The organism is Nocardia noduli (assembly GCF_019038455.1).
Taxonomy (GTDB): Bacteria; Actinomycetota; Actinomycetes; order Mycobacteriales; family Mycobacteriaceae; genus Nocardia; species Nocardia noduli.
The window spans coordinates 43,455-69,752 of the sequence record NZ_JAFMPL010000012.1; the positions used below are offsets into that span (position 1 = coordinate 43,455).

24 protein-coding genes, 1 tRNA gene and 1 pseudogene are annotated in these 26,298 nt (G+C 67.1%); 19 read left to right on the forward strand and 7 right to left on the reverse strand.

Features of this window, described 5'->3' with window-relative positions:
- Positions 1–6: 6 nt before the first annotated feature.
- The 8 genes from JZ792_RS10060 (at position 7) to JZ792_RS10095 (ending at position 8,900) form a co-directional block, all read left to right on the forward strand.
- Positions 7–702, forward strand: coding sequence for a TIGR02234 family membrane protein (locus tag JZ792_RS10060; RefSeq protein ID WP_308165237.1), 696 nt, complete (start codon positions 7–9; stop codon positions 700–702).
- A gap of 183 nt (positions 703–885) precedes the next feature.
- Positions 886–1,704 (forward strand): indole-3-glycerol phosphate synthase TrpC, encoded by an 819-nt coding sequence (gene trpC, locus JZ792_RS10065; protein ID WP_216909217.1) that lies wholly within the window; start codon positions 886–888, stop codon positions 1,702–1,704.
- The gene (gene trpB / locus JZ792_RS10070) at positions 1,704–2,969 is read left to right on the forward strand and encodes a tryptophan synthase subunit beta (RefSeq protein WP_216909218.1); all 1,266 of its coding nucleotides are present in this window, start codon (positions 1,704–1,706) and stop codon (positions 2,967–2,969) included. The genes trpC and trpB overlap by 1 nt, the downstream gene beginning before the upstream one ends.
- Positions 2,966–3,766, forward strand: a complete 801-nt coding sequence (gene trpA / locus JZ792_RS10075) for a tryptophan synthase subunit alpha (protein WP_216909220.1) — start codon at positions 2,966–2,968, stop codon at positions 3,764–3,766. The genes trpB and trpA overlap by 4 nt, the downstream gene beginning before the upstream one ends.
- Before the next feature lie 152 nt (positions 3,767–3,918).
- Positions 3,919–5,283, forward strand: coding sequence for a prolipoprotein diacylglyceryl transferase (gene lgt, locus JZ792_RS10080; protein ID WP_216909222.1), 1,365 nt, complete (start codon positions 3,919–3,921; stop codon positions 5,281–5,283).
- Positions 5,284–5,661: 378 nt separating this feature from the next.
- Positions 5,662–6,120 (forward strand): TM2 domain-containing protein, encoded by a 459-nt coding sequence (locus JZ792_RS10085; RefSeq protein WP_216909224.1) that lies wholly within the window; start codon positions 5,662–5,664, stop codon positions 6,118–6,120.
- 458 nt (positions 6,121–6,578) lie between these two features.
- On the forward strand, positions 6,579–7,997 hold the full coding sequence (gene pyk / locus JZ792_RS10090; protein ID WP_216909226.1) for a pyruvate kinase: 1,419 nt from the start codon (positions 6,579–6,581) through the stop codon (positions 7,995–7,997).
- The gene (locus JZ792_RS10095; RefSeq protein WP_216909228.1) at positions 7,998–8,900 is read left to right on the forward strand and encodes an acyl-CoA thioesterase; all 903 of its coding nucleotides are present in this window, start codon (positions 7,998–8,000) and stop codon (positions 8,898–8,900) included.
- Positions 8,901–8,989: 89 nt separating this feature from the next.
- Here the strand turns inward: JZ792_RS10095 and JZ792_RS10100 are convergent, their stop codons facing one another.
- The 4 genes from JZ792_RS10100 to JZ792_RS10115 all read right to left on the reverse strand — a co-directional run bounded on the left by JZ792_RS10100 (position 8,990) and on the right by JZ792_RS10115 (position 11,234).
- Positions 8,990–9,361, reverse strand: a complete 372-nt coding sequence (locus tag JZ792_RS10100; RefSeq protein ID WP_232840253.1) for a hypothetical protein — start codon at positions 9,359–9,361, stop codon at positions 8,990–8,992.
- 154 nt (positions 9,362–9,515) lie between these two features.
- Entirely contained in the window at positions 9,516–10,136 is a 621-nt protein-coding gene (locus tag JZ792_RS10105; RefSeq protein WP_216909230.1) for an arsenate reductase/protein-tyrosine-phosphatase family protein, read from the reverse strand.
- A gap of 236 nt (positions 10,137–10,372) precedes the next feature.
- Positions 10,373–10,885 carry a monooxygenase family protein gene (locus JZ792_RS10110; RefSeq protein WP_109529808.1) on the reverse strand — a complete coding sequence of 171 codons (513 nt, stop codon included), beginning with the start codon at positions 10,883–10,885 and terminating at the stop codon, positions 10,373–10,375.
- Between the two features lie 262 nt (positions 10,886–11,147).
- Positions 11,148–11,234, reverse strand: a tRNA-Leu gene (locus JZ792_RS10115).
- Between the two features lie 245 nt (positions 11,235–11,479).
- On the opposite strand from JZ792_RS10115, the gene JZ792_RS10120 reads away from it, so the two are divergent.
- From JZ792_RS10120 to JZ792_RS10155, 9 genes and pseudogenes are all read left to right on the forward strand, one after another.
- Positions 11,480–12,097, forward strand: coding sequence for an ANTAR domain-containing response regulator (locus tag JZ792_RS10120; RefSeq protein WP_109529809.1), 618 nt, complete (start codon positions 11,480–11,482; stop codon positions 12,095–12,097).
- A gap of 200 nt (positions 12,098–12,297) precedes the next feature.
- The gene (locus JZ792_RS10125; protein WP_405180505.1) at positions 12,298–13,524 is read left to right on the forward strand and encodes a branched-chain amino acid ABC transporter substrate-binding protein; all 1,227 of its coding nucleotides are present in this window, start codon (positions 12,298–12,300) and stop codon (positions 13,522–13,524) included.
- 77 nt (positions 13,525–13,601) lie between these two features.
- Positions 13,602–14,639: a branched-chain amino acid ABC transporter permease gene (locus JZ792_RS10130; protein WP_109529810.1), complete on the forward strand. Its 1,038-nt coding sequence runs from the start codon at positions 13,602–13,604 to the stop codon at positions 14,637–14,639.
- Positions 14,636–16,075: a branched-chain amino acid ABC transporter permease gene (locus JZ792_RS10135; RefSeq protein ID WP_216909232.1), complete on the forward strand. Its 1,440-nt coding sequence runs from the start codon at positions 14,636–14,638 to the stop codon at positions 16,073–16,075. The genes JZ792_RS10130 and JZ792_RS10135 overlap by 4 nt, the downstream gene beginning before the upstream one ends.
- Positions 16,072–17,082: pseudogene (locus tag JZ792_RS41920) on the forward strand (ABC transporter ATP-binding protein); the annotation flags it as partial. The gene JZ792_RS10135 and the pseudogene JZ792_RS41920, both read left to right, overlap by 4 nt.
- A gap of 174 nt (positions 17,083–17,256) precedes the next feature.
- Complete coding sequence (locus JZ792_RS41925; protein ID WP_254189611.1) at positions 17,257–17,952, forward strand: ABC transporter ATP-binding protein; 696 nt, start codon at positions 17,257–17,259, stop codon at positions 17,950–17,952.
- A gap of 89 nt (positions 17,953–18,041) precedes the next feature.
- Complete coding sequence (locus tag JZ792_RS10145) at positions 18,042–19,058, forward strand: neutral zinc metallopeptidase (protein WP_216909236.1); 1,017 nt, start codon at positions 18,042–18,044, stop codon at positions 19,056–19,058.
- 66 nt (positions 19,059–19,124) lie between these two features.
- On the forward strand, positions 19,125–21,869 hold the full coding sequence (gene polA / locus JZ792_RS10150; protein WP_216909238.1) for a DNA polymerase I: 2,745 nt from the start codon (positions 19,125–19,127) through the stop codon (positions 21,867–21,869).
- Positions 21,870–22,099: 230 nt separating this feature from the next.
- Positions 22,100–22,591, forward strand: a complete 492-nt coding sequence (locus JZ792_RS10155) for a beta-class carbonic anhydrase (protein WP_216909240.1) — start codon at positions 22,100–22,102, stop codon at positions 22,589–22,591.
- Between the two features lie 6 nt (positions 22,592–22,597).
- On the opposite strand, the gene JZ792_RS10160 is transcribed toward JZ792_RS10155, so the two are convergent.
- On the reverse strand, positions 22,598–23,197 hold the full coding sequence (locus tag JZ792_RS10160) for a TetR/AcrR family transcriptional regulator (protein WP_216909242.1): 600 nt from the start codon (positions 23,195–23,197) through the stop codon (positions 22,598–22,600).
- Positions 23,198–23,262: 65 nt separating this feature from the next.
- On the opposite strand from JZ792_RS10160, the gene JZ792_RS10165 reads away from it, so the two are divergent.
- Positions 23,263–24,567 (forward strand): YhgE/Pip domain-containing protein, encoded by a 1,305-nt coding sequence (locus tag JZ792_RS10165; protein ID WP_216909244.1) that lies wholly within the window; start codon positions 23,263–23,265, stop codon positions 24,565–24,567.
- Positions 24,568–24,696: 129 nt separating this feature from the next.
- Here JZ792_RS10165 and JZ792_RS10170 read toward each other — a convergent pair whose 3' ends face one another.
- Entirely contained in the window at positions 24,697–25,005 is a 309-nt protein-coding gene (locus JZ792_RS10170) for a DUF6191 domain-containing protein (protein ID WP_216909246.1), read from the reverse strand.
- 357 nt (positions 25,006–25,362) lie between these two features.
- Here JZ792_RS10170 and JZ792_RS10175 point away from each other — a divergent pair, with 357 nt between their 5' ends.
- A complete protein-coding gene (locus tag JZ792_RS10175; protein ID WP_216909248.1) occupies positions 25,363–25,800 on the forward strand; it encodes a 2-isopropylmalate synthase in 438 nt (145 codons plus the stop codon).
- Positions 25,801–25,909: 109 nt separating this feature from the next.
- Here JZ792_RS10175 and trxA read toward each other — a convergent pair whose 3' ends face one another.
- Positions 25,910–26,281, reverse strand: coding sequence for a thioredoxin (trxA, locus tag JZ792_RS10180; RefSeq protein WP_216909250.1), 372 nt, complete (start codon positions 26,279–26,281; stop codon positions 25,910–25,912).
- Between the last annotated feature and the right edge of the window lie 17 nt (positions 26,282–26,298).

Here is a 26,298-nt window from a genome sequence, read left to right on the forward strand (position 1 = left end):
CCCGCCGTGACAGATCAGCAGCCCGATTCGAGCGCCGCGCCGAGCCCGGCGCGGCAGGCGCGCAGGTATCCGGTCGGCGCGATCGTGCTCATGGCGCTCGCCGCGGCGGCCATGTGGGGTTCTTCGCGTCTGACCTGGGTCACCGTGTCGTCCACCGACGGCCTGACCCAGCCCAGAACCGACGAACTCCTCGGCAGCGACTGGTTCGGCGCGCTCACCCCGCTGGCCCTGGTCCTGCTGACCGCCGTCGCGGCGGTGCTGGCCACGCGCGGCTGGCTGCGTCGTATCGTCGGCATCCTCGTCGGCCTGGTCGCCGCGGTGACCGCCGTGCCGTCCTTCGCGCTGCTGACCGGTTCCGGCGCGACCGAGGAACGCGCCGCGACCCTGGCCGAACTGCCGGGGCGTGCCACGGTCACCGAGGTGGTCGTCGCGCCGTTCCCGGCCTGGCTCACCCTCGCCGCGGCCGCCGCCGCTTTCGTCGCCGCGGTCCTGCTGGCGCGGATGCCAGAACAGACCGCGCGACTGTCCGGCAAATACGACAATCCGGTGTTCCGCCGCGCCGCCGCCACCGAGCAGGTCGCCAAGCGCGACGTCGACGCCCCGGCAGGCGGTCTGTCCGAACGGGTGCTGTGGGACGCGCTCGACGCGGGTACCGACCCGACCGAGGAGACCACGGACGAACCGGGCGGCCATGACCGTTGACGTCATCGTGGGCACCGCGCGCCACGTCGCGCGCGGTATACCCGACCGGAGGTGTCGTGGCCGGGCCAACCCCGCCGCGATCGGGAAAGAGCACGCCATTTATTCTTTGTCAGCATCGGTGAGACAGCGCCTGGGGGGATTCTCAGGCAGCAAGTCCGTCTCCCCAGAAAGGATTCGAGCCAGATGACGGTACTCGACTCGATTCTCGACGGGGTCCGCGCGGATGTGGCCGCTCGCGAAGCCGTCCTGGACTTCCAGGCCATCAAAGCCGCCGCGACCCGTGCCTCGTCGCCGCTCGACGGCCGTGCCGCACTCCTGGAGGACGGCATCGGCGTCATCGCCGAGGTCAAGCGATCCAGCCCGTCCAAGGGCGCTCTCGCCGACATCCCCGACCCGGCCAGTCTGGCCAAGGCCTACGAGGACGGCGGCGCGCGCATCATCAGCGTCCTCACCGAAGGCCGTCGTTTCGGCGGTTCCCTCGATGACCTGGACGCGGTGCGCGCCTCGGTGAGCATCCCGATCCTGCGCAAGGATTTCGTCATCGGCCCGTACCAGATCCACGAGGCCCGCGCGCACGGCGCCGACGTGATCCTGCTGATCGTCGCCGCCCTGGAACAGGACGTGCTCTCCTCGCTGATCGACCGCACCGAATCGCTCGGCATGACCGCGCTGGTCGAGGTGCACACCGAGGAAGAGGCCGACCGCGCGCTCGAGGCGGGCGCCTCGGTGATCGGTGTGAACGCGCGCAATCTCAAAACCCTCGAGGTCGATCGCGACGTCTTCGCGCGGATCGCCCCCGGCCTGCCGACCGAGGTCATCCGGATCGCCGAATCCGGCGTGCGCGGCACCGCGGACCTGCTCGCCTACGCGGGTGCGGGCGCGGATGCCGTCCTCGTCGGCGAGGGCCTGGTGACCAGCGGTGACCCCCGTGCGGCGGTGTTGCAGCTGGTGACGGCGGGCACCCACCCGTCCTGCCCCAAACCGGCCCGCAGGGGTCGGTGATGGCGACGGGTTCGCTGCCCAAGGCCAGTCAGGGCGTCCACGAGCGCAGCGCGCACGAGCCCGATCCGGGCGGCCACTGGGGCGTCTACGGCGGTAGGCACGTGCCCGAGGCGTTGATGGCGGTCATCGAGGAAGTCACCGCCGAATACGACAAGTGCAGGCTCGATCCGGTCTTCCTCGACGAACTCGACCGATTGCAGCGCGACTACACGGGTCGGCCCTCGCCGGTCTTCGAATGCACGCGGCTGGCCGAACACGCGGGCGGCGCGCGCATCCTGCTCAAGCGCGAGGATCTCAACCACACCGGCTCGCACAAGATCAACAACGTGCTCGGCCAGGCACTGCTCGCCAAGCGGATGGGCAAGACCCGCGTCATCGCCGAGACCGGCGCGGGCCAGCACGGCGTCGCGACCGCGACCGCGTGCGCGCTGCTCGGCCTCGAATGCGTCGTCTACATGGGCGCGGTCGATACCGCGCGGCAGGCGCTGAACGTGGCGCGCATGCGTCTGCTCGGCGCCCGGGTCGTCTCGGTGACGACCGGTTCGCAGACCCTCAAGGACGCCATCAACGAGGCGTTGCGCGACTGGGTCACCAACGCCGACGCCACCTACTACTGCTTCGGCACCGCGGCGGGCCCGCATCCGTTCCCGATGATGGTGCGCGATTTCCAGCGCATCGTCGGCATGGAGGCGAAAGCCCAGGTACGCGCGCTCACCGGTGGACTGCCCGCGGCGGTTGTGGCCTGCGTCGGCGGCGGATCCAATGCCATCGGCATCTTCCACCCCTTCCTCGACGACGCCGACGTCCGGCTGATCGGCTACGAGGCGGCGGGCGACGGCGTCGACACCGGCAGGCACGCCGCCACCTTCACCGGCGGCACACCGGGCGCGTTCCAGGGCGCGTACTCCTACCTCCTCCAGGACGAGGACGGCCAGACGATCGAATCGCATTCGATCTCGGCGGGCCTGGACTACCCGGGCGTCGGTCCGGAACACGCCTACCTCAAGGATGTCGGGCGCGCCGAGTACCGGCCGATCACCGACACCGAGGCGATGGACGCGCTGCTGCTGCTGAGCCGCGCCGAAGGCATCATCCCGGCCATCGAATCGGCGCACGCCGTGGCAGGTGCGCTGAAACTGGGTAGCGAACTCGGACCGGGAGCGATCATCCTGGTCAACCTGTCCGGACGCGGCGACAAGGACATGGACACCGCGGCCCGCTGGTTCGGTCTGTTCGACGAGAACGACGAGGAGACCGGCGCATGAGTCAGCAGTCCCGCCTCGCCAACACCTTCGCCGCCGCGCGCGGCGAGGGCAGGGCGGCGCTCATCGGCTACCTGCCCGCCGGTTATCCCGATCTGGCCGGGTCCATCGCCGTGTGCCGGGCGATGGTCGAATCCGGATGCGACATCGTCGAAGTCGGCGTCGCCTACTCCGATCCCGTCATGGACGGCCCGACCATCCAGGCCGCCGCCGAACAGGCGCTGCGCGGCGGCGTCCGCGTGCGTGACGTGTTCTCCGTGGTCGAGGCGATCACCGCCGCGGGCGGTCAGGCCGTGGTCATGAGCTACTGGAATCCGGTGCTGCGCTACGGCGTCGACCGGTTCGCGCGCGATCTGGCCGGTGCGGGCGGCGCGGGCATCATCACCCCGAATCTCATCCCGGAGGAGGCCGACGACTGGTTCGTCGCCTCCGCCGCCCACGATCTGGACCGGATCTTCCTGGTCGCGCCGTCCTCCACCGAGGAGCGACTGGTCAAGACCCTCGAGGCCTCGCGCGGATTCATCTACGCGGCGTCGACGATGGGTGTGACCGGAGCGCGCGACATGGTCTCCTCGGCCGCGCCCGCGCTGTGCGCGCGGATCCGCGCGCATTCCGACATACCGATCGGCGTCGGCCTCGGTGTTCGATCGGGTGCGCAGGCCGCCGAGATCGCTTCGTACGCGGACGGCGTCATCGTCGGTTCGGCGCTGGTCAGCGCTGCCGCCGAAGGGCTGGACGCGGTCCACGCGCTCACCGCCGAACTCGCCGAGGGTGTTCGCTCCGCGACCGTACGGTCCTGATCCGCTGCCGTGGTTGGCGGTGTCGCCGCCGCGGTCCGTGGCGGGTGGCGACCGCCTTTTCCGTTCCGGTCTTCGTCGGCTCGCGCGGATGAGCGGCGTGTGATCGGACCGCGACGCTCGCCGGGGGTCGTGCCTCCGCTACGGTGGCGACCGTGACCTTACGAGTCCTGGCAGACAGTGTCGTGGCCAACAGCGACGTGCTGGCCTACATTCCCAGCCCCTCGCAGGGCGTGTGGCAGATCGGTCCGTTCCCGCTACGGGCCTATGCCCTGTGCATCATCGTCGGCATCGTCGTCGCCATCTGGTGGGGCGAACGCCGCTGGCAGGAGCGCGGCGGAAGATCCGGCACGGTACTCGACGTCGCGATGTTCGCCGTGCCGTTCGGACTCGTCGGCGGACGGCTCTACCACGTGGCGACGGATTGGCAGAAGTACTTCGGCGAGGGCGGTGATCCGCTCGACGCGCTGAAGATCTACCAGGGCGGTCTCGGTATCTGGGGCGCGGTCTTCCTCGGCGGCATCGGCGCCTGGATCGGCTGCCGGATCTACCGAATCCCGTTGCCCGCGTTCGGTGATGCCATCGCGCCGCCGATCCTGCTCGCCCAGGCCATCGGCAGGCTCGGCAACTATTTCAACCAGGAACTCTACGGCCGGGAGACCGATCTGCCGTGGGGACTCGAGATCAACCTGCGTTTCGACGACGACGGCAAGCTGGACATGATGAACGGTGTCTCCACCGGGGTCGTCGAGAAGGTCGTGCAGCCGACATTCCTCTACGAGATGGTCTGGAACCTGATCGTGGTCGTGCTGTTGGTGCAGATCGACAAGCGTTTCCGCATCGGGCACGGTCGCCTGTTCGCGCTCTACGTCGCGGGCTACTGCGTCGGTCGTTTCGTGGTCGAACTGCTGCGTGACGACGAGGCGACCCATATCGCCGGTATCCGCATCAACTCCTTCACCGCCGCTCTGGTATTCCTCGCGGCCATCGCCTACTTCGTCTTCGCGACCAAGGGCCGTGAGACCGCGCAGATGCTGCAACCCGACGCCGTGCGCCGCCCGTGGCCGTGGCAGTTCGCCGAACTGCGTGCGGTGGGCGCGAATCCGGAGGTGATCGAACTCGACGCGGAGGCGGAAGCGGAAGCGGAGTCCGATGATGACGCGAAGTCCGAGACCGCCGACGAAGCCGAGGCGAAGGCCGAATCCGACACGGACGTGAAATCCACGGAGGACGAGTCGGAGGCGACACCGGTCGCCCTCGGGAAATCCGCCGCCGAGGCCGAATCCGCCACCGCCGCGACCACCGAGTCCGGAGAGTCCGGAGAGTCCGCGGGAGGGGCGACGGCCGAACCGGATTCGGGTGTCACGCCGAGCGAGACGAACCCCGCTACCTCGAAGACACCGTCCGCCACCGAATCCGGCAAGTCCGCGGCGAACGGCGTCAACGGCACGAAGAATTCGGCCGCGACCGGCAGCGACGCCTCCGCCGCCGCCGAGGGCGACACCGCCGACAGGTCCTGAGTCGCCCCGGCATTCGCGGGCGCGCGCACGGATTCCGTGCCTCCGGCAAATTTCTCGGCCGAAACGGCAACGGATCGGTCACGCCGTGCGATAACCGTATCGGGTCCGGCGAACCGTTCGCCGGACGACGAGTCGGCCGAGGTCGGCGTCGCGGAGCCGAAGACAGTAGAGTCTGGCGAAGCCGCCGAGTCGGACACGACTTCGAGCAGGTTTCGGGGTGAATCCGAGCGGGACAGCCGATTCGGCGCCCGCTGGATCCAGTCGGACACGCTCGTCGTCGAACCCGCCGGTCCGTGGCGAATATGGTCACGGTTTCCGGCGTCCGACAGGACGCGCCACAGGCGGGGGAGCGCCCGCACAAAATGAGGAGGACATTTCGTGACCGACCCCTATCAGCAGAACCCCGGCGGACCCCAGTACGGCCCGCAGGGCACGGGGCCCGACCTGAACAAGCCGGGGGCCGCACCGGGACAGCCGCAGTACAACCAGCCGCCGAGCGATCCCTACGGGCAGCAGCCCCAGTACGGCCAGCAGCCGGGTGGCTACGCGCCCGCGCCGTACGGCGGTCAGCCGGGCGGGTACCCCGGTGACGCCGAGGCGCCCTACGGCCGCGACCAGTACGGCACGCCGTTCTCCGACAAGGAGAAGCTGACCGCGGGTCTGTTGCAGCTGTTCGTCGGCACCCTGGGCGTGGGCCGCTTCTACACCGGCCACACCACCATCGGCATCCTGCAACTCGTCACCTGCGGTGGCTGCGGTATCTGGGCGCTGATCGACGGCATCATGATGCTCACCGGCAAGGTGCCAGACGCCGAAGGTCGCCCGCTGCGCGGCTGACCTCCCGATCGAAGGCATGAGAAGGGCACTCCGCTGCACGGCGGGGTGCCCGTTCGCGTTCCCGGGATCTCACGAGTTCCGGGGGTCTTCGCGTCGCCTCGACGGCACGTGGATCGGGGATCACGCGGGCGGGGTGAGCGCGCTGTCACGCGTGCGTAATACCCCGCTGTCAAGGGGGGTGGACATCGAAGGTCGGCGAGACCGCGCGGCGACCGCGTTCCCTCCGTCCCCACGAACATCTGCCTTTACACGCGACAACTCCGGCGCCGACGCCGGTCGCCACCGGAATGTTGCGCCGTTACCCGGTTTCGCCCGCACACCTGCCACCGAACAGCCCGAGGTCGCGCCCGGTGAGAGTTCTCCCCACGCGGTGCGTCGTTGCGTGCGCATTGTTTTCACCCAGGTTTCACCGAGGCCAGCACAGGCCCCGGTACCCCAACGGGATTAGGCTCTAACCCGTGATGCGACGGACGAAGATTGTGTGCACGCTCGGCCCGGCCACTGCCACCGAGGACCGTATCCGCGAACTCGTCGAGAGCGGCATGGACGTTGCCCGGCTGAATTTCAGCCACGGGGAACACGCCGACCATGCCGAGAACTATAAGAAGGTGCGTCAGGCCTCCGATCATCTCGGCAGAGCCGTCGGCATCCTCGCCGACCTACAGGGGCCCAAGATCCGCCTCGGTCGGTTCATCGAGGGCCGCACGGTCTGGGCCACCGGCGAAGAAGTCCGCATCACCGTGGACGAAGTCGACGGCACGCACGACCGGGTCTCCACCACCTACAAGGAATTGGCCACCGACGCCAAGGCGGGCGACCGGCTGCTCGTCGACGACGGCAAGATCGGCCTGACCGTCACCGGTGTCGACGGCAACGACGTGATCTGTCGCGTCACCGAGGGCGGCCCCGTCTCCAACAACAAGGGCGTCTCGCTGCCCGGCATGGATATCTCGGTACCCGCCCTGTCCGAGAAGGACATCGAGGATCTGGAATTCGCGCTGAAACTCGGCGTCGATTTCATCGCGCTCTCGTTCGTGCGCTCGCCCTCCGACGTCGAACTGGTGCACGACATCATGGACCGCGTCGGTCGCCGGGTGCCGGTCATCGGCAAACTCGAGAAGCCGGAGGCCATCGACAATCTCGAGGCCGTCGTGCTCGCCTTCGACGCCGTCATGGTGGCGCGCGGCGATCTCGGCGTGGAGCTGCCGCTCGAGCAGGTGCCGTTGGTGCAGAAGCGCGCCATCCAGATGGCAAGGGAGAACGCCAAACCCGTCATCGTGGCGACGCAGATGCTCGAGTCGATGATCGAGAACTCACGCCCGACCAGGGCCGAGGCCTCCGATGTCGCGAACGCCGTGCTCGACGGCGCCGACGCGGTGATGCTGTCCGGTGAGACCTCGGTCGGCGCGTATCCGATCGAGACCGTGCGGACCATGGCGCGGATCGTGCAGGCCGTGGAGATGGAATCGACGCGGGTACCTCCGCTGACGCACGTGCCCCGCACCAAGCGCGGCGTCATCTCCTACGCCGCCCGCGATATCGGCGAGCGGCTCAACGCCAAGGCGCTGGTCGCCTTCACCCAATCCGGCGACACCGTGCGACGGCTGGCCCGCCTGCACACCCACCTGCCGCTGCTCGCGTTCACCCCGCTGCCCGAGGTACGCAGTCAGCTGGCCATGACCTGGGGCACCGAGACCTTCATCGTGCCGACGGTGAACAGCACCGACGCCATGATCCACCAGGTCGATGTATCACTTCTGTCGATGGGCCGATACGAGAAGGGAGACCTGGTGGTCATCGTGGCGGGGTCCCCGCCCGGTACTGTCGGTTCGACCAATCTGATCCATGTGCACCGCATCGGCGAGGAGGATCATTAAATGTCAGCTGCCCTAGGTGGCACCGTCGGCATCGAATCGACGGATGGGACCGATCTCGACATCCTGCTCGGCCTGCTGGATCTCGAGCAGGTCGACGAGGACGTCTTCGTCGGTCAGCATCCGGCGAAGGTGGCGAGCAGGACCTTCGGCGGGCAACTGGTCTCGCAGGGCATCATCGCGGCGGGACGCACCGCGGGTGATCGCCCGCTGCACGTCGTCAACGCACATTTCGTGCGCGGTGGCGACCCCAAGCAGCCGATCGAGTACCGCGTGGACCGGCACCGGGACGGCCGTTCACTGGCCAACCGGACCGTGACCGCGAGCCAGGACGGACAGGAACTGTTCGTCATGCTCGCCGCGTTCCAGGAGTGGGCCAAGGGGCTCGAACACGCCCACGACAAGCCCGAAGTACCGGATCCGGACGGGCTGCCGCGGGTGGAAGAGCATTTCGCGGGCTTCGAGGACAAGTTGCAGATGTTCGTCAAGGCGCCGCATCCGATCGATATGCGGTACACGAACGACCCGGCCTGGATCATGAAGGGCACCGGGGAGCAGCTCAATCACAATCGGGTCTGGATGAAGGCCGACGGCACGCTGCCCGACGATCCGCTGATCCACGTTGCGACACTGGGGTATTCGTCGGACACGACGATTCTGGACTCCATCATCACCACGCACGGACTTTCCTGGGGTCTGGATCGCATCGTCGCCGCGACGGTGAACCACTCCATCTGGTTCCATCGCCCGTTCCGCTTCGACGAGTGGGCGCTCTACGCCACCGAATCCCCGGTCGCCGCGGGGTCACGCGGCCTGGCCACCGGCCGGTTCTACTCGCGCGGCGGCGACCTGCTCGCCACGGTGGTGCAGGAGGGCATGATCCGGCATTTCCCGCCGCGTCGCTGAAACGCGAAAGGCCCCGTCGTCCTCGGGTATTCGAGGTGCGGCGGGGTCTTGTCGTATCGGGGGTCGTATCCGGGTCGTATCCGGCTGTCCTACAGGCTTTCCCGTTCGGTCTCGAAGTCGAAGGTGTCGCGGCGCTGCGTCCGGATGGTGCGCGGGATCTCGGGACCGGTGATCCCGCCCGCGGTCTCCAGCATCAGCCTGCGCTCCAGCGCCGCCAGACCGGGCGCGCTGAGGTCACGTTGCGCGCCGACCAGGCTCAGGGCGATCTCGTAGGTCCGGCGATCACCCGGTTCCGCGTCGGGATGGTCTACGCGCCACTGGGATTCGAGCACGATGTGGACGGGATCCTCGGTGTCGACGGGCAGTGTGAACCGCCACGCGAAGACGTCGCGGTCCTCCAAATGATCGTCGACCACCCCGCGCACCGTCTCGACGACACGTTCCAGGGCTTCCGGTGTCACATAAACATGGAGAGAAACATCCGAAATTCGTTTCGGCATGTCTGATTCCTGTCGTGTGTCGAACCATCAACGGCGGAAGTCTGTTCGCCGGGAGTGTAATCCCTCGATCCCCGCCGACGACACAGCCGGGGCGGAATTGTTGTGTGCGTCCCAGTCAACGGATGTGCTGTGCCGCCAGAAACGACGCGAGCGGGGCCGAACGGACCGCCGGTCGCATCACCAGCCCCGGACCCCGCTCGGCCTCGCGATGCGTCGGTTCGTGCGGCGCCAGGGCCAGCAACAGCGGGACGAGGGCTTCGGCGATACGGTCGCCGACCTCGCAGAACGCGGCTTCGGACAGGCCGACCGGGTCGGCGATGTTCTCCCGTCCGACCAGCGACAGATTGTCACGCGACCGGTGCAGCTCGGCGATGGTGCGCGCACCGGTGACCTTGCCGATCCGGTGCGCTTCGAGCAGGGTGAAGGTGCGCGGAGCGGCCCCGAAGGCCAGTGCCGCCGCTTGGTCGCGCAACTGTTCGGTCATGGCGAGGACCAGATCGGCCCTGTCGATCATCTCCGGCTTCAGTTTCCGCGCCCGGAACCCCGCCGGATCGGCGCCGAGGCCGGTGATGGTCTGCGCGGCGAGCGGTTCGACGGGGAAGCCGACCAGCGCGCGGGTTCCCGCGCTCTCGGCGGTCAGCCCGTGTAGCCGGTGTTCGGCCGCGACGGCGCGGGCGACCCGCTCGGCGATCACCGAGCGACAGACATTGCCGTTGCAGACGAACAGGACGTGCATAGGTTCACCGTAATCTGCCCGTTATCGGTCCATCGGGCCGAAAAGGGCGAATCACAGGTGCGCGCCGATATATTCACCTGCGGGTCGGATGCCGTACACGGAACGCACCCGGGTATTCGCACTGTCGCTCGCTATTCGTCACGATCCAGAGCCGCCGGGGCGTTCCGCGACTACTTACCCCACCGTTTCCGATCCCAATCCTGTCTCCCACAAAAGGGTCGGTAATGTGGTGTCACTCACTCGGATTCGGTTCGGTAATAAGTCGATTCGGGGACCACCGGCGCGACGCCCGCGGGTTTGTCGTATACCCGCCCCCGCGTGGAGAACATCCGCCCGCGCGACGACACGACCGGCGCGAATCGCGCGAGCCCGGTTCCCGGATCCATATCGTCGTACATGGCGTCGATACCGCCGCGCGCGAAATAGGCCTCGTGCCAGAATCCGGTGCCGCCGGAATCGGCGAGGAATTTCTGCCACCAATCCCGGTGCGGCGCCGAACGCGTCCACCGTTCCAGGCTGTCCAGATCGCGCCAGTACTGCCGTGCTCCCCAGTGCGGCGGAAAGAGCCCCCACACCACGTCCTCGTGCAGCAGCAGTCCGTCGGGCCGGTCCCGATGCGAGCGGTACAGCTTCGGCCCCAATCCCAGCAGGCGCGCGATCCCGCGCGGTTTACGCACCCGCATCCCCAGATAGATGACGACGAGATCCGGATATCCGGACAGATCGACCGTCGTCCTGTTCACACGCATCCGACCCCACCTCTCCGCCGCCCGAGGCGACAGCTGTTACCGGACTCGGCCACCGGCCACCACACAGGGACTACGAACGAGACCTCGCCACGGTTCAACCGACGGGAGAGTGGACCACGCGGTACGCGCGAAATCGGCCTCGGCGCGCTCATCCGTTGTCGAAGCCCTGACCGGGGATATCGGTGCCGGGCGCGTAGCGGACCGATTGCGGAATCGGAGCGGAGAACAGGAAGGGCGGTTGCTTCGCAACCGCCCTTCACCCTGGTGCCGAGTGTGGGACTCGAACCCACACGTCCTTCCGGACAACGGTTTTTGAGACCGTCGCGTCTGCCAGTTCCGCCAACCCGGCGCACCGGAGGAGAACTATAGCGGGTCGGGGGCGCCTATCGCGAACGGGTTGCGACTTGCACCACGCCGTCCGCTCTTTGCGCAGGGTATCTACGTTCTCCGAGAAACTGAAAGGTACTCTCTACATCACTCGAATGCGTACCGGGTGGGGCGATGGCGAGGCCTGGTGTTCGACAGGATCCGGGCCTGCCGCTGTGGCTCCGTCCGGCGTGTCGGGACAGGCATCGGAACCAGAGGGGTCTACCTATGAGCACTGCAGCAGGGGGCGCCGGCACGAAGCGCGACGCCGGGGCGAAGCGGGTCGTCGTCGCCGAGGACGAGGCGCTCATCCGCATGGACCTGGTCGAGATGCTGACCGAAGAGGGTTATCAGGTCGTCGGCGAGGCGGGCGATGGTCAGCAGGCCGTCGATCTCGCGATCGAGCATCGACCGGATCTGGTCATCATGGATGTGAAGATGCCGCGCCGCGACGGAATCGACGCCGCGGCCGAGATCGCGTCCAAACGTGTTGCGCCGGTGGTGATTCTCACCGCGTTCAGTCAGCGCGACCTGGTCGAGCGGGCGCGTGACGCCGGCGCGATGGCGTATCTGGTGAAGCCGTTCACCAAATCGGACCTGGTGCCCGCCATCGAGTTGGCCGCCAGCCGGTTCCACGAGATCGCCGCGCTCGAGAGCGAGGTCGCCAACCTCACCGATCGTCTGGAGACCCGTAAGCTGGTCGAACGTGCCAAGGGTGTGCTGATGCAGACCCAGGGTTTGTCGGAGCCGCAGGCCTTCAAATGGATTCAGCGGACCGCCATGGACCGGCGCACCACCATGAAGGCGGTAGCCGAGGTGGTGCTGGAGAATCTGACTCCCAAGTGACCGGAAATTCGCCCCGCATCGGGGCGTGGCCGGAAAACTTTACTCATTCGACACGTAATCGTAAAAAAGAATTCGACACGATGTCGCAGCCATGATGCGAATGTGATGCGGATCTAACGTACCAACGCTATGTTCTGTCCGGGCCGACGTGGTCGGCCTCCTCCGGGAGCCGGGGGGAGCACAGGACGTAGAGGTGAGACGTGCTTAGTTCGACATGGCGCAGTCGTACGACGCGTGGCGTGGTGGTGATCGGCGCGGCCGCCGCGCTGGTGCTGTCGGGGTGCAGTGATAAGTCGACCGACAACGGCGGCGGCGGTGGCAGCGCCGACCTGTCCATCCAGCCGGTCGTGCAACTCGACACCGAAGGCAACGAAGTTCCCGCGAGCGACGGTGGCACCGCGGCGGATCCGGCCGGCGACGGCAAGGCCAAGTGCGCTCCGCTGACGATCGGCATGGCGGGCCCGCTCACCGGCGGCAACGCGGCTCTCGGCATCAACGTCGTGATGGGCGTGAAACTCGCGCTCGACAAGCACAACAAGGCCAACCCGGACTGTCAGATCAAGGTCAAGGAATTCGACACCGAGGGTAAGGCGCAGATCGCCACCCAGGTGATTCCGACGATCGTCAGCGATCCCAATATCGTCGCGCTGATCGGCCCCACCTTCTCCGGTGAGACCAAGGCTACCGGCGGCATCCTCAGCGAGGCGGGTATGCCGACGCTGACGGCGTCCGCCACCAATCCGACGCTGACCGAGAACGGCTGGAAGACCTTCTTCCGCGGTCTCGGCAACGACAATTCGCAGGGCCCCGCGGTCGCGAAGTACCTGACCGGCAAACTCGGCTACAAGAAGATCTGCGTCGTCGTCGACAACACCGACTACGGCAAGGGCCTGGCCGACGCGTTCACCGCCTCGGCGGGTTCGGCGGTCGACCCGAGCTGCTCGGTCGGCGTCAAGGAAGGCGACAAGGACTTCTCCGCCGCGGTGTCCAAGCTGGCCGCCGCCAAGCCGGACGCGATCTTCTACTCGGGCTACTACGCCGAGTCGGCGCCGTTCGTGCAGCAGCTGCGCACCGGTGGCGTGACGGCGACGTTCGCGTCCGCCGACGGCAGCAACGATCCCGAATTCGTCCGCCAGGCAGGCGGTTCGGCCAAGGACGCGTACCTGTCGTGCCCGTGCAGCCCGGCCCCGGAGAAGTTCACCGCGGAGTACAAGGCGCTCAACGGTCAGGCGCCCGGCGTCTACTCGGTCGAGGGCTACGACCTCACCACCATCGTGCTGAAGGGTATCGCCGCGGGTAAGGTGACCCGCGCGGATCTCGTCGACTATGTGCGCACCTACGACGGCACCGGTGTGGCCCGTCAGTACAAGTGGAACGAGACCGGGGAACTGTCGAACATCCAGATCTGGATGTACCAGGTCAAGTAGTTCGACTACGAGTATGAGCGGCGTGTGCGGGTCCCGCGAGGACCCGCACACGCCGTTTCCCGACGCGAGAGATACGAATGCCTTCAACCGCTTCGGTCGGCGTGGCCCTGCTTGCCAACGGGTCGATCGACTTCAATGTCTCCGGGGTGGTGGACCAGTTCTGGCGCCTCACCGTGGACGGACTGACTTACGGGTCGATCTACGCCCTCGTCGCCGTGGGCTACACATTGGTCTACGGTGTGCTGCGGCTGATCAATTTCGCCCATTCGGAAATATTCATGTTGGGTATGTTCGGCTCCTACGTGGGGTTGGAATTACTCGGCTTCGCACCGAGTGGTGATGTGTATTCCCAAGGCGTGGTGATGACCATCGTCTTTCTCGGGCTCGCCATGCTGTTCGGAATGGCGGTCTCCGGCGCGGCCGCGGTGGGTTTGGAGCGTGTCGCCTACCGACCTCTGCGCAAACGCGGCGCGAAACCCCTCGCCTTCCTGATCACCGCGATCGGTATGTCGTTCGTGATCCAGGAATTCGTGCACTACATCCTGCCCAAGATCAAACCGGGTCTCGGCGGCACCAACGCCCAGACCGGCATCCGGCTCGTCGATCCCAAGGTGCAGTTCAGCTTTCTCGGCGCCGACGTCACCAATGTCGCCATCGTGATCGTGGTCTCCGCGGTCTTCCTCGCGATCGTGACCGAAGTGCTGATCAACCAGACCAAATTCGGGCGCGGCATTCGCGCCGTGGCCCAGGATCCCGATACCGCGACGCTGATGGGTGTTTCGCGGGAACGGGTCATCATGCTGACCTTCCTCATCGGCGGTGTGCTCGCGGGCGCGGCCGCGCTGCTCTACACCCTGCGGGTGCCGACCGGCATCATCTACTCCGGCGGATTCATCCTCGGTATCAAGGCATTCAGCGCCGCGGTGCTCGGTGGCATCGGCAATCTGCGCGGCGCGCTGCTCGGCGGGCTGATCCTCGGAATCGCCGAACAGTACGGCCAGATCCTGTTCGGCACCGAATGGCGCGACGTGGTCGCGTTCGTCCTGCTGGTGACCGTGCTGATGTTCCGGCCGACCGGCATTCTGGGTGAAAGCCTCGGAAGGGCACGCGCATGACCGACGTGATCAAAGAACCCACCGGAGACCCCTCCGCAGAACCCGCCGCGCCGTCGAAAGCCGGTCTCGGCGACACGATTCGCGACTGGTGGGGCGGATTGTCCCGGCCCGCGCAATGGGCCGTCGGCGTGCCCGCGATCATCGCGCTGGCGCTGCTCCCGCTGTATCCGCCGCCGCTGCTCGACACCCCCGCCGTGAGTTTCGGCGGTGTGATGGCGCAGTTCGCCATGTACGCGCTCATCGCCGTCGGACTGAATGTGGTTGTCGGCCAAGCGGGTCTGCTCGACCTCGGTTACGTCGGCTTCTACGCGGTCGGCGCCTACACCGTCGGCCTGCTCACCAGCCCGAACAGTCCGTGGAATCAAACAGACGGCGGCTGGCTGAATCCGAGCTGGGCCTGGCTGGCCTGCGTACCGCTCGCGATCGCGGTGACCGCGCTGTCGGGCCTGGTGCTCGGCACCCCGACACTGCGGCTGCGCGGCGACTACCTCGCCATCGTCACCCTCGGATTCGGTGAGATCGTCCGATTGCTCGCCGACAATCTCGGCGAGGTCACCAACGGCAGTCTCGGACTCTCGCAGATCGCCTACCCGCAGCTCGGCGAATCCGAGACCCGGCCGGGCGGGGTCTTCTCGCCGGGCAATCTCGGTGACACCAGCAGCTGGAATCCGTTCGTGCGGGCCAACAACGGCACCTGGTGGTTCTGGCTCGGCCTGGTGCTGGTGATCATCGTCCTGTTGATCGTCGGCAACCTCGAGCGCAGCCGGGTCGGACGCGCCTGGGTCGCCATCCGCGAGGACGAGGACGCCGCCGAGATCATGGGCGTGCCCACCTTCAAATTCAAACTGTGGGCCTTCACCATCGGCGCGGCCGTCGGCGGTCTGTCCGGCGCGATGTACGCCGGGCAGGTGACCTACGTCAATCCGCGCCAATTCGACATCATCACCTCGATGCTGTTCCTGTGCGCGGTGGTCCTCGGCGGCAAGGGCAACAAACTCGGCGTGATCGTCGGCGCGTTCCTGATCGCCTACCTGCCGCTGCGGTTGCAGTCGGTGCAACTGGTTTCCGAGGAATCGACGGGGTACGTGCTCCTCGCCCTGGACGTGGCCGTGTTCGTCGGTCTGCTGGTCGCGTGGCGTTACCGGGTGCAGCACATGGGTCCGTGGATCCAGCGCGGCGTCATCACCGCGACGGTCTTCACCGGTGTGATGGGTCTGCTGCTGCTCGGTAGTGTGCTGTTGTTCCGCAAGGGCGGCGCGCAGTCGCTCGGTGACCTCAAATATCTGTATTTCGGAATAGCGCTGGTGGTGATGATGATTCTGCGTCCGCAGGGTCTGTTCCCGGCTCGGCAGAAACTGCTGGCCTACGGTCGGCAGGTGTATCGGGCGGTGCGCCGTCCGGCGCCGGAGCCGGTGGCTGTCGGAGCGGGCCGATGACCGGGCCGGGCCCGGGCGGCGCGCTCTTCGACAACGAGGACATGGCGGCGGGATACGCCGAACAGGAACAGGTCGGCAGCGCGGGCATGGTCGACGTCACCGCGGTGATCCCGGCCCTCGGCGATGCCGAGACCGTCGCCGAGGTCGTCGCGACGAATCGGGCCATCGACACCGAGATCGGTGCGCCGCTGCTGCGAACCGACGAGTTGACGGTGCAGTTCGGCGGCCTGACCGCCTTGAACAAGGTCAGTTTCGAGATCCGCCGCGGCGAGATCCTCGGCCTGATCGGACCCAACGGCGCGGGAAAGACCACCTGTTTCAACGCGATCACCGGCGTCTACCAACCCTCGGCGGGCACGGTGTTCTTCGACGGCAAACCGCTGACGAAGACCTCGCGCAACGAGATCACCCGCCTCGGCATCGCGCGAACCTTCCAGAACATCCGGCTCTTCGGTGAGATGACGGCGCTGGAGAACGTGGTCGTCGGCACCGACGCCAGGCACAAGACCTCGGTGCCCGGTGCCGTGTTCCGTACCCGGCGGCACCGCCGCGAGGAACACGACGCCATCGAGCGCGGTATGGCACTGCTCGAATTCGTCGGTATCGCACCGCATGCCGTGGAGAAGGCGCGCAATCTGTCCTACGGTGATCAGCGCAGACTCGAGATCGCCCGCGCGCTGGCCACCGAGCCGAAGCTGCTGTGCCTGGACGAACCCGCCGCGGGATTCAATCCCAGCGAGAAGGCGGCGCTGATGGATCTGATCCGCAAGATCCGCGACGACGGGTTCACGGTGCTGCTCATCGAGCACGATATGCGTCTGGTCATGGGCGTGACCGACCGCATCGTCGTCCTGGAATTCGGCCGCAAGATCGCCGACGGACTGCCCGCCGATATCCGCGAGGATCCCTCGGTGATCGCGGCCTACCTCGGTGTGCCCGACGACGAGGTCGAGCAGGCGGCGGCCGACGCCGGGATCGAGATCGCCACGCCGAGCGGCGAACCCGAGGACACCGCGCCCGAACCGCAGGCCGGTGGGTTCTTCACCGTCGATCAGCCGACGCAGAAACTGCCGATCGTGCAGCCGGGCCAGGGTCCGCCGCCGGTGTCGACCGGCGAGCAGCCGGTCACCGGCGCCACCCGCGACTTCAGCGCGGCGCCCCCGCTGCTCGAAGTCGAGGACATGGTCGTCAACTACGGCAGAATCCAGGCACTGCACGGGATTTCGCTGAAGGTGGCCGAAGGTGAGCTGGTCACCCTGCTCGGGGCGAACGGCGCGGGCAAGACCACGACCATGCGCGCGCTGTCGGGCCTGCTGCCGCTGACCAAGGGGCGGATCCTGTTCGAGGGCCGCGACATCACCAAGCTGAAGGCCCACGAACGGGTGATCGGCGGATTGATCCAGGCGCCGGAAGGCCGGGGTGTTTTCCCCGGCATGACGGTGCAGGAGAATCTCGACATGGGCTGCTATGGCCGGGGATTCAAACAGAAAGCCGAGTACTCCAACACCTTGGACTGGGTTTTCGAACTGTTCCCTCGGCTCTCGGAGCGGCGCAAACAGGTCGGCGGCACGCTGTCCGGCGGCGAGCAGCAGATGCTGGCCATCGGCCGGTCGCTGATGGCGCGTCCGCGCCTGCTGCTGCTCGACGAACCGTCGATGGGGTTGGCGCCCATGGTGATTCAGCAGATCTTCCGGATCATCAGCGAGATCAACCAGCGGGGCACCACGGTGCTACTGGTCGAGCAGAACGCGCAGCAGGCCCTCGCCCGCAGCGATCGCGCCTACATCCTGGAAACCGGTGAGGTGACCAAAACCGGTACCGGCGGTGAACTGCTCACCGATTCGGCGGTGAAATCGGCCTATCTCGGCGTCGGCTGAGTGGTCGGGTCCGGCACGCGAAACCGTGCCGGACCCCGCACGACATGATGGAACACGATGCGTCGACGAAGCTGGGTCAGGGAATAGTCATGAACACGCCGCTGACGACTCGATGGCTGCGGATGCGGCGTCGTCGACGATTCCCGATCCTGGTGGCATTCGGAGTGGTCGGAATTCTGGCCGCGGCGGCGCTGGTCGCCGCGGGAAGAACGCTCGAGCCCAAGGATCCGCGCAGTACGCACCATGCCGCCGCGGTCGAGGGGGTGCCCGGATTCCAGGGCACGGTGACCGAGGATCCGAATCCGGCGCGCGACGGCGCCCCGCCGATCGCGTCCGGTCCGCTGGCCGGTGTGTCGCGGGTGGGCGTCCCGCCGCTCGCGTCGAGCCGAGCGGTCTCGGCGCTGGTCGATCATCCGCTCTTCGCGCAGCACATCGGGCTGGAGCGGATCGACTGCGCGCTGCCGCGCTGGCGTGACGACGCGCTGGCCGCGCAGGATTTCTACAAAGCGGCGATCGGCTGCCTCGACGCGGCCTGGGAGCCGACGCTACGCGGGGCGGGCCTGCCGTTCCGCACCCCGCGACTCCTCGCGCCGCAACAGGCCGGATCGGTCAGCAGTCCGTGCGCGCCGAACGCCTCCGAGATCCGCGGGGGTTCCTATTGCGCGACCGACGAGACCATTCTGCTGCCGTTCGACACGGTGCGCCCGCTGGCCGTCGGCTCACGCCGTGGCGCGCAACTGGCGGTCGTCGCGCGCGAATACGGCCACCACATCCAGACCATCATCGGGCTCACCCACGCCTACACCGACAAGCGTGCCGCGCTCGGCTGGAATTCGTCGGCGGGCCAGGAACAGGGCAGGCGCTGGGAGTTGCAGGCGGGATGTTTCTCCGGAATGTTCCTCGGCACCGGTTTCGATCGCGGCGATATCGACGAACAGACCTGGGAGGAGGCCGCCCGCGTCAACCGCTCCGTCGGTGACCGGCCGGGCGAACCGCGTGGGTACGGCACCGACGCCAATGCCTGGGGCTGGTGGAAGTGGGGGTCGGACAAGGGCGACACCTGGGAGTGCAACACCTGGTACGCCGCCCAGGTGAACGTCGACTGAGCGGTGCGCGGCCCGCCCGGGTGTCGGCGTAGTGCCTTGTCGGTGCCGGTCCCTAGACTCGGGGGCGTGAGTTCACCCACGACTGCGCAGCGTCCAGCCACCGGCTCCGGTTCCAGCGACTCCGCCGGTGCGGACCGGCCGACTCTGCTCCTGCTGGACGGGCATTCGATCGCCTACCGCGCGTTCTTCGCGCTACCGGCGGAGAACTTCAAAACGGTGACCGGGCAGACCACCAACGCCGTCTACGGATTCACCGCGATGTTGATCAACCTGCTGCGCGACGAGAAACCGACGCACGTCGCCGCCGCGTTCGACGTCTCGCGCAAGACGTTCCGCACCGAGGCGTATCCGGAATACAAGGCCAATCGCAGCCAGACGCCCGACGAATTCCGCGGCCAGGTCGAACTCACCAAGGATGTCCTCGGCGCGATGGGGATTCCGGTGATGGCGATCGACGGTTACGAGGCCGACGACGTGATCGCCACACTCACCACCCAGGCGCTGTCGGAGGGTTTCCGCATCCTCATCGTCACCGGCGATCGCGACGCCATCCAGTTGGTCAACGACGATGTCACGGTGCTCTACCCGCGCAAGGGCGTCTCGGATCTGACCAGGTTCACCCCGGACGAGGTGATGACCAAATACGGTCTCACCCCGACCCAGTACCCCGATTACGCGGCGCTGCGCGGCGATCCGAGTGACAACCTGCCCGGCATTCCCGGGGTGGGGGAGAAGACCGCGGCGAAGTGGGTGCGCGAATTCGGCGATCTGGCGACGCTGGTCGACAAGGTCGACGAGGTCAAGGGCAAGGTCGGCGACTCGCTGCGCGCCAATCTCAGCAGCGTGGTGCTCAACCGTCAGCTCACCGAGATGGTGAAGGATGTGCCGCTGCCCTACACCCCCGAGCAGCTGGCCCAGCAGCCGTGGGATCGCAACAAGATCCACCAGCTGTTCGACGATCTGGAATTCCGGGTGCTGCGCGATCGTCTCTTCGAGACCCTGGCGCCGCCGGAGCCCGAGGCCGAGGCCGGATTCGATATCAGCGGTGGCGCACTCGAAGTGGGCGCCGTCGCGGACTGGCTGGCCGAGCACGCCGTCGCGGGGACCCGACACGGTGTGTCGGTGGTCGGCACGGGCACGCCGGTCGACGGTGATGTGAAGGCGCTCGCGATCGCGGCGGGCGACGGCGAGAGCGGCTATATCGACGTCACGGTGCTGACGCCCGAGGACGAGGCCGCGCTCGGCGCGTGGCTGGCCGACGCCGCGGTGCCCAAGGCGTTGCACGAGGCCAAATCCGCCGTGCACGCGCTGCGCGGTCGCGGCTGGTCGCTGCACGGCCTGACCAGTGACACCGCGCTGGCCGCCTACCTGGTGCGGCCGGGACAGCGCACCTTCAATCTCGACGATCTCTCGCTGCGCTACCTGCACCGGGAACTGCGCGCGGAAACCGACGAGACCCAGCAGTTGTCGTTGCTCGACGACGAGGACAGCGTCGACGCGCAACTCGCGCAGACCGAGATGTTGCGTGCCAGAGCCGTTCTCGATCTGGCCGGGGCGCTCGACACCGAACTCGACACGATCGAATCCACCCCCCTGCTCGCGGAGATGGAACTGCCGCTGCTCGGCGTGCTCGCCGAACTGGAGGACGCGGGTATCGCGGTCGATGTCGCGCAGCTGGAATCCTTGCAGCGCCGGTTCGCCGACAAGGTCGCCGATGCCGCGAACGCCGCGTACGGGGTGATCGGCAAGCAGATCAATCTCGGCTCGCCGAAGCAGTTGCAGGTGGTGCTGTTCGACGAACTCGACATGCCCAAGACCAAGCGCACCAAGACCGGTTACACCACCGACGCCGACGCCCTGGAATCGCTGTTCGAGAAGACCGAGCACCCGTTCCTGGCGCACCTGCTCGAACACCGCGACGCCACCCGCCTCAAGGTCACCGTGGACGGGCTGCTGAAATCGGTCGCCGACGACGGCCGCGTCCACACCACGTTCAACCAGACCATCGCGGCGACCGGCAGGCTCTCCTCCACCGAGCCGAATCTGCAGAACATCCCCATCCGCACCGACACCGGGCGCGAGATCCGCGACACCTTCGTCGTCGGTCCCGGCTACTCGGAACTGATGACCGCCGACTACAGCCAGATCGAAATGCGGATCATGGCGCACCTCTCCGGCGACGAGGGTTTGATCGAAGCCTTCAATTCCGGCGAGGACCTGCATACTTTCGTCGCGTCCAAGGCCTTCGACATCCCGATCTCCGAGGTCACCCCCGAAGTGCGCCGCCGAATCAAGGCGATGTCCTACGGTCTGGCCTACGGACTGAGTTCCTACGGTCTCGCGGCACAGCTGAAGATCAGCACCGGTGAGGCGAAGGAGCAGATGGACGTCTACTTCGATCGTTTCGGCCGGATTCGCGACTACCTCTACGAAGTCGTCGAACAGGCGCGCAAGGTCGGCTACACCCAAACCCTCTTCGGTCGCCGCCGCTACCTGCCCGATCTGGACTCGAGCAACAGGCAGCGCCGCGAGGCGGCCGAGCGCATGGCGCTGAACGCGCCCATCCAGGGCACCGCCGCCGACATCATCAAGGTGGCGATGATCGACGTGCACCGTGCCGTGCGCGAGGCCGGTCTGCGTTCGCGCATGCTGCTCCAGATCCACGACGAACTCGTCTTCGAGGTCGCCGACGGGGAACGGGAGGCGCTGGAAACCCTCGCCAGGGAACGCATGTCCTCGGCCATCGCCCTCTCGGTGCCGCTCGACGTCTCCGTCGGGACCGGCCGCAGCTGGGATTCCGCCGCCCACTGACGGTCGGGCGCGTGAAAATAGCTGTATGGCAACGAATCCACCGCGGCGAGGGTCGCCGTCGGTGGATTCGGCCGGAATTTACCGGAGCGATGCTGGGGAAAATCGGTGGATCGGACTGTCCACCAAAGAAATTACCGTGAGTCGAATCATATAGCTCGCACATTGCTGCACTAGCGTTCGGATCACCGAATTCGCATGCACGCATACCGATCGCCGAGGGATGAAACGACATGACCGTCACCGATCAGTACCTGGAGAACAACGCGGAATACGCGAGCACCTTCGCCGGACCGCTGCCGTTGCCGCCGTCGAAGGGGGTAGCCGTCGTCGCCTGCATGGATGCCAGAATCAACGTCTACGGGGTGCTCGGACTCGCCGAGGGCGAGGCCCACGTGATCCGCAACGCCGGCGGCGTGATCACCGCCGACGAGATCCGCTCGCTCGCCATCAGTCAGCGCCTGCTCGGCACCAGGGAGATCATCCTGATCCACCACACCGACTGCGGCATGCTCACCTTCACCGACGATGATTTCAAGGCCGCCATCCAGGCCGAGACCGGTATCAAACCCGAATGGGCCGCCGAGGCCTTCTCCGATCTGGAAACCGATGTGCGCCAATCGATCGCGCGGATCGTCGACAGCGCGTTCATCCCGCACAAGGATTCCATTCGCGGGTTCGTCTTCGACGTCGCCACCGGCAAGCTGAACGAGGTGACCGTCTAGCGGTCGCTACGGCCGCGGGCGCAGGCCGAGCATGACATGGGTGACCGTGTCGTCGAGCCAGGCGTCCGCGGCTTCCGGGAACACCAGTCCGGAACCGAGGAAGGTGGCCAGACCCTGGAGGGCCGCGACGGCGGTGAGCGCGATGCGCCGCGGGTCGCCGGGGATGATCTCGCCGCGGGTCTGGGCGTTCGCGATCAGGGAGACCGGCCGCGCGAAGGCGTGGTCGACGGCCCGTGACATCTCGTCACCGGCGACCGGGCTGTGCCTGCGGGCGAACATGAGCGCGAGCAGCGCGGAGTTCTCGGTGGCGAACCGGAGGTAGGTCAGCGCCATCGCGCGCATCGGCTCGGCGAACGATTCGGCGGGGGTGAGCGCGTCGAAGGACGCGCCGAGCCGTTCGAATCCGGCGACGGCGAGCGCGTCGAGCAACGCCTGCTTGTCCCGGAAATGCCGGGTCGGGGCGGCATGGCTGACGCCGACGTCGCGGGCGAGTTGTCGCAGCGACAGCCTGTCGACACCGGATTCGCGCAGCGTGGTCTCCGCGCGTTGCAGTAGCTCGGCGCGCAGGTCGCCGTGGTGATAGGAGCGGGCACGGGTCAGTGACATCGTGAGTGCAGGATAACAAGATGTAGGCGTTGACTACTTTGTAGGCACTGCCTACATTCAGGTTCATGACGGTCCGGATCTTCACCGCCCCGATCGCGCTGCTCGCGGTCTTCGCGGCGCTGCTCGCCACCATGTACCTCGGCTATGCAAGCAATACGGAGAAGAATCTGCACGACTTCCCGGTCGCGCTGGTGAATCAGGACGTCGGTGAGACGGTCGACGGCGCGCGGGAGAACTTCGGCGACCAGATCGCCGCGGCGCTGGTCGAACGCGTTCCCGCCGACAAGGTCGATCTGCGCGTCCTCGGAATCTCCGAAGCCCGAGCGCAATTGAAGTCGGGCCGGGTGTACGGGGCCATCGTGATCCCGTCGGATTTCACCAAACGCCTGGTCATCCTCGGTGCGGGCGCGGTCGTACCGGGTGTGATGGAACGTCCGGTCATCACGGTGCACACCAATCCCCGCGTCGGTCCGTACACCACGGGGATCATGCAGCGCATCGCCGACACCGCCCTCGGGCAGGTCGACGACACCGTGGGCAAGAGTCTCACCGAGCGGGTCGAGGCCACGCTCGCGGCCGGTCCCGCCGCTCCAGCGGGCGACCCGATCAGCGGCGCGGCGCGGCTGATGATCGCCGATCCGATCGACGTGATCGAAGCGCCCTACCGTCCGCTCGACGACGGCGCCGGACAGGGATTGGTCGCGTTCTTCTACACGCTGATCCTGCTCCTGGCCGGATTCACCGGCGCCATGATCATCCACACCCTGGTCGACTCGCTCCTCGGATTCATCCCGACCGAATACGGTCCGTGGTTCGTGCACCAACCCGCCACCGGTATCAGCCGGTTCCGGACGCTGCTGATCAAATGGGCCGTCGTCGGCCTCGCCGCGCCGCTGCTGTCGGCGATATTCCTCGGTGTCGCGCGACTGCTGGACGTGCCGGTGCCCGGCCCGCTGCTGCTGTGGCTCTACGGCACGCTGGCCATCCTCGCGGTCGGCGTCACGGCGCTGGCGGTACTCGCCACCTTCGGTACCGCGGGACTGCTGGTCAATCTGGTGTTGTTCGTGGTGCTCGGATTGCCGTCGTCGGCGGCGACGGTACCGCTGGAGGCGGTGCCCGGCTATGTCGCCGTCCTCGCGCGCTTCGAACCGATGCATCAGATCTACCTGGCCGTGCGCGCCATCATGTTCTTCGACGGCGACGCGGAAGCCGGTCTGTCCCACGGGGTCTGGATGACCGCCGTCGGTCTCGCGGTCGGGCTGGTGCTCGGGGTGGCGGCGACGCTGACCTACGACCGTCGCGGCCTGCACCGCACCGCCGACGGCGAGGTGAAGCCGCCGAAAGTGTTGGCGACGTCGGTCGCGGGCTGAGCCACGTGTGAGCGCGGCCCCGGCGGTGGCCTGTCCGGTGCGACGATGTCTCGGCTCGACCGCAGGAACCCGCTGACCGTCGTCGGTGGTGCGAGGCGCTCGAAGCGCGACTCGCCCGGCGCGGCAGCGTTATTCGGAGCGGCGCAGCAATCGCGCCGCTCCGACGCCCAGGTCGATCTCGTCACGCGGCGGCGCGCCGTCGGAGAGATCCTCGCGGTGCATCAACGCCGTCTGTCGCTGTTCGAACTCGTGGTGCTTGGACCCCTGGAACAGCGCGGTGACCTCTTCGAAGCCCGCCGCGGCCACCGGGCGGCCCGCGCGCCGGGACCAGGGCAGCACGCGACTGCCGGTGAGGCGATTCCAGAGCACCTCGGCGAATGCCAGCGCGATGAGCAGGCAGGCGAGGCCGGGAATGGTCATGGCCACGAGGAGACCCATGTGATCCACGGTACTCGAGTGGGCTGTCGCGGCGACGATCGAACGGCGTACAGCGTGAGCTGCGGCGATGGTACGCGCGAGTAGCGGAAAACGGGTATCGAATAAGGTTGCTATCGCGCTGCGATATGCCTATTCTCGGACGCGTGCCGAATCCCGCCCAGAGCCGCAGCACCGCGCTGACTGTCGCAGACCGCGACCGCGTGGTGCCTTCGCTAACCGCGAAGGTGGCGCAGGCGCGACTTCTCGTAGTAGCCCGCCGCAGCGGGGTCTGATTCGGACCGGCCCCCTCGCTGCGGGCCGTTGATTGTTGATGCTGGTCCCCTTACACCGACATTCTTCGGGAAGACCTCTACTGCAATGACGATCCTGACTCTCGATACGACCACGTTCATCGCCGCCGCCCCCAAGGGGCTGCGCGCGGAAACCACAGAGCTGACCTCGGCGGAATTCTTCGACCGGTACTGCGTGCAGTCCGGGCCGGTCCGGCTCTCCGATTGGGCGGGCGCGGGCCACGGCTCGGAATGTACCGCGACCCTGGAATTCGACGATCACCTCCGATCGGTCGCGACGACGGGCAGTCCGGTCGCCGCACTGACCTCGGCGCTCTACGACGAGGGCTACCCGGTCGAGATCCTGCAATTCCATCAGCGCCGTACCGCCGACGGCACCGCGACGTTCGTGCGGTGCGAGTTCGACGGCAAGCGCGGCTGGGGCGCCGCCCTCGCCGACGACAGCGGGGAATCCACTGTGCGGGCGATGATTTCGAGCATCAACCGCCTCGACAACCGCTCCTAGTCCCGTCCGTCCGCCCCGGTTCTCCCGGGCGGTCGAACATGGAGTCACCTACGCCGACGGGCCCGCGAAGCATCTGCTTCACGGGCCCGTCGGGCTGTTCGGACGCCGATTACTCGGCGGTCGCCTGCTGCTCGGCGAGTTGCTTGCGCACATCGTCCATGTCGAGTGCCTTGACCTGGGTGACCAGATCCTCCAGCGCCGCCGGTGGAAGAGCGCCCGGCTGCGCGAAGACGAGCACGCCCTCGCGGAAGGCCATGATGGTCGGGATGGAGCGGATATTCGCGGCGGCGGCCAGGCTCTGCTCCGCCTCGGTGTCCACCTTGCCGTGCACGACATCGGGATGCTGGTCGGAGGAAGCCTCGAAGGTGGGTGCGAAGCTCTTACACGGACCGCACCACGATGCCCAGAAATCGACGAGTACCACGTCGTTTCCGGTGACTACCTCATCGAAGTTCTTTTGGGTCAGCGTCTGGGTGGCCATGACGTCCTCTCGTTTCG

What these genes read in the sequence shown, in the direction of transcription:
- JZ792_RS10110 (WP_109529808.1), bottom strand. Translation starts at nt 10,885, where the DNA reads ATGCGTGTGAACAGGACGACGGTCGATCTGTCCGGATATCCGGATCTC.
- JZ792_RS10170 (WP_216909246.1), bottom strand. Translation starts at nt 25,005, where the DNA reads ATGGGTCTCCTCGTGGCCATGACCATTCCCGGCCTCGCCTGCCTGCTC.
- JZ792_RS10145 (WP_216909236.1), top strand. Translation starts at nt 18,042, where the DNA reads ATGAACACGCCGCTGACGACTCGATGGCTGCGGATGCGGCGTCGTCGA.
- JZ792_RS10160 (WP_216909242.1), bottom strand. Translation starts at nt 23,197, where the DNA reads ATGTCACTGACCCGTGCCCGCTCCTATCACCACGGCGACCTGCGCGCC.
- JZ792_RS41925 (WP_254189611.1), top strand. Translation starts at nt 17,257, where the DNA reads ATGGTCGTCAACTACGGCAGAATCCAGGCACTGCACGGGATTTCGCTG.
- JZ792_RS10120 (WP_109529809.1), top strand. Translation starts at nt 11,480, where the DNA reads ATGAGCACTGCAGCAGGGGGCGCCGGCACGAAGCGCGACGCCGGGGCG.
- trpC (WP_216909217.1), top strand. Translation starts at nt 886, where the DNA reads ATGACGGTACTCGACTCGATTCTCGACGGGGTCCGCGCGGATGTGGCC.
- JZ792_RS10130 (WP_109529810.1), top strand. Translation starts at nt 13,602, where the DNA reads ATGCCTTCAACCGCTTCGGTCGGCGTGGCCCTGCTTGCCAACGGGTCG.
- JZ792_RS10135 (WP_216909232.1), top strand. Translation starts at nt 14,636, where the DNA reads ATGACCGACGTGATCAAAGAACCCACCGGAGACCCCTCCGCAGAACCC.
- JZ792_RS10165 (WP_216909244.1), top strand. Translation starts at nt 23,263, where the DNA reads ATGACGGTCCGGATCTTCACCGCCCCGATCGCGCTGCTCGCGGTCTTC.
- trxA (WP_216909250.1), bottom strand. Translation starts at nt 26,281, where the DNA reads ATGGCCACCCAGACGCTGACCCAAAAGAACTTCGATGAGGTAGTCACC.
- JZ792_RS10155 (WP_216909240.1), top strand. Translation starts at nt 22,100, where the DNA reads ATGACCGTCACCGATCAGTACCTGGAGAACAACGCGGAATACGCGAGC.
- trpB (WP_216909218.1), top strand. Translation starts at nt 1,704, where the DNA reads ATGGCGACGGGTTCGCTGCCCAAGGCCAGTCAGGGCGTCCACGAGCGC.
- trpA (WP_216909220.1), top strand. Translation starts at nt 2,966, where the DNA reads ATGAGTCAGCAGTCCCGCCTCGCCAACACCTTCGCCGCCGCGCGCGGC.
- JZ792_RS10095 (WP_216909228.1), top strand. Translation starts at nt 7,998, where the DNA reads ATGTCAGCTGCCCTAGGTGGCACCGTCGGCATCGAATCGACGGATGGG.
- JZ792_RS10105 (WP_216909230.1), bottom strand. Translation starts at nt 10,136, where the DNA reads ATGCACGTCCTGTTCGTCTGCAACGGCAATGTCTGTCGCTCGGTGATC.
- JZ792_RS10175 (WP_216909248.1), top strand. Translation starts at nt 25,363, where the DNA reads ATGACGATCCTGACTCTCGATACGACCACGTTCATCGCCGCCGCCCCC.